The sequence below is a fragment of the Clostridium frigidicarnis genome (genome assembly GCF_900111985.1).
In the GTDB taxonomy this organism is placed as follows: Bacteria; Bacillota; Clostridia; order Clostridiales; family Clostridiaceae; genus Clostridium_Z; species Clostridium_Z frigidicarnis.
Genome location: NZ_FOKI01000106.1, coordinates 1 through 1,374 on the forward strand (window position 1 = coordinate 1; position 1,374 = coordinate 1,374).

A 1,374-nucleotide genomic window follows, 5' to 3' on the forward strand; every position below is an offset into this window, starting at 1 on the left:
TTTATTAAACCTTTTGATTTAGGAAAAGCACCATTATTTAGAATTGAAATAGTAGAAACTCAAGGTAAAAAATATTTATTAATAGATATGCATCACATAATATCTGATGGAGTGTCTATGAGTATTTTAGTAAATGAATTTGCTACGATATATAATGGGGGATATTTAGAATCATTAAAGCTTCAATATAAAGATTTTTCAGCATGGCAAAATAATTTTTTAAAGTCAGAAGAGATGAAGAAGCAAGAAGAATATTGGATGAACATGTTTAATGATGAGATACCAGTATTAGAATTACCATATGATTACGAAAGAACTAGTATTAGAAGTTTGGATGGTAGCAATGTGGAATTTGGAATAGATAAAGCAGTTACAAGCAAGTTAAAAGAGCTTACAAGAAAAACTGGAACAACAATGCATATGGTGATATTATCAGCATTTAATATACTTTTAGCCAAGTATAGTGGTCAAGAAGATATAGTTGTGGGGATACCGATAGCTGGAAGAAGACACTCTGATCTTCAAAATGTAATGGGTATGTTTGTAAATACTTTAGCTTTAAGAAATAAGCCGAAAACAAACAAAACATATATAGATTTCTTAAAAGAAGTAAAAGAAAATTCATTAAAAGCATATGATAATCAAGATTATCAAATTGAAACTTTAGTACAAAAACTAAATATAGATAGAGTGCAAAGTAGAAATCCTTTGTTTGATGTAACTTTTAACACATTAAATATAGAAGATGATGATGTAGAATTAAATGGAATGACGTTAAAGGCAAGGCTTAGTGAAAATAAAAATGCTAAGTTTGATTTAATGCTATCATTAATAGAAGGGATAGATAATTTACAATTATATTTTGTATATTGCAATAATTTATTTAATAGAGAGTCTATAGAGATAATGAGAGATGATTTTATAGACATACTTGAAATGATAGCTGATAATGAAAATTTATTATTACAATATATATATAATGATGAACAAGATTTAAAAGAATACTCTCAATTAGATGATGAATTTTGCTTTTAATAGGTGATAAAGAGAGGAAAAATTATGGAGAAAGATTTAAAGAGATTTGATGGGTATAGATATTGGATTGATCAAATAGATAGATCAACAGAAAGTGAGAAGTTTTCATGGGGTTATCATAATGAAGAATATAAAATTGGTAAATATTCAACGATAATTGATAATGACTCTGGTTTAAAGTTAAAAACATTGTGTAAAGATAATAAGTTTCTCATGTATTCCTTTTTAGTGGCATCAATGAAAATTAATTTATCTAAATATATGTGTAAAAAATGTATTACAATAGGAATTCCTTTCTACAATATTGAAGATTCAAGGAAAATTGTTTACAGCAAGGTT

2 protein-coding genes are annotated in these 1,374 nt (G+C 26.3%); both read left to right on the forward strand.

All coding sequences use genetic code 11. The annotated features are described in order from the left end of the window. Window positions 1–1,035, forward strand: a 1,035-nt coding sequence (locus BM119_RS19480; RefSeq protein ID WP_242948484.1) for a condensation domain-containing protein, incomplete at its 5' end; no start/stop codon positions are given. A gap of 24 nt (window positions 1,036–1,059) precedes the next feature. Beyond that, window positions 1,060–1,374: hypothetical protein (locus BM119_RS19485; RefSeq protein ID WP_143087370.1), on the forward strand; the 315-nt coding region annotated here is incomplete at its 3' end.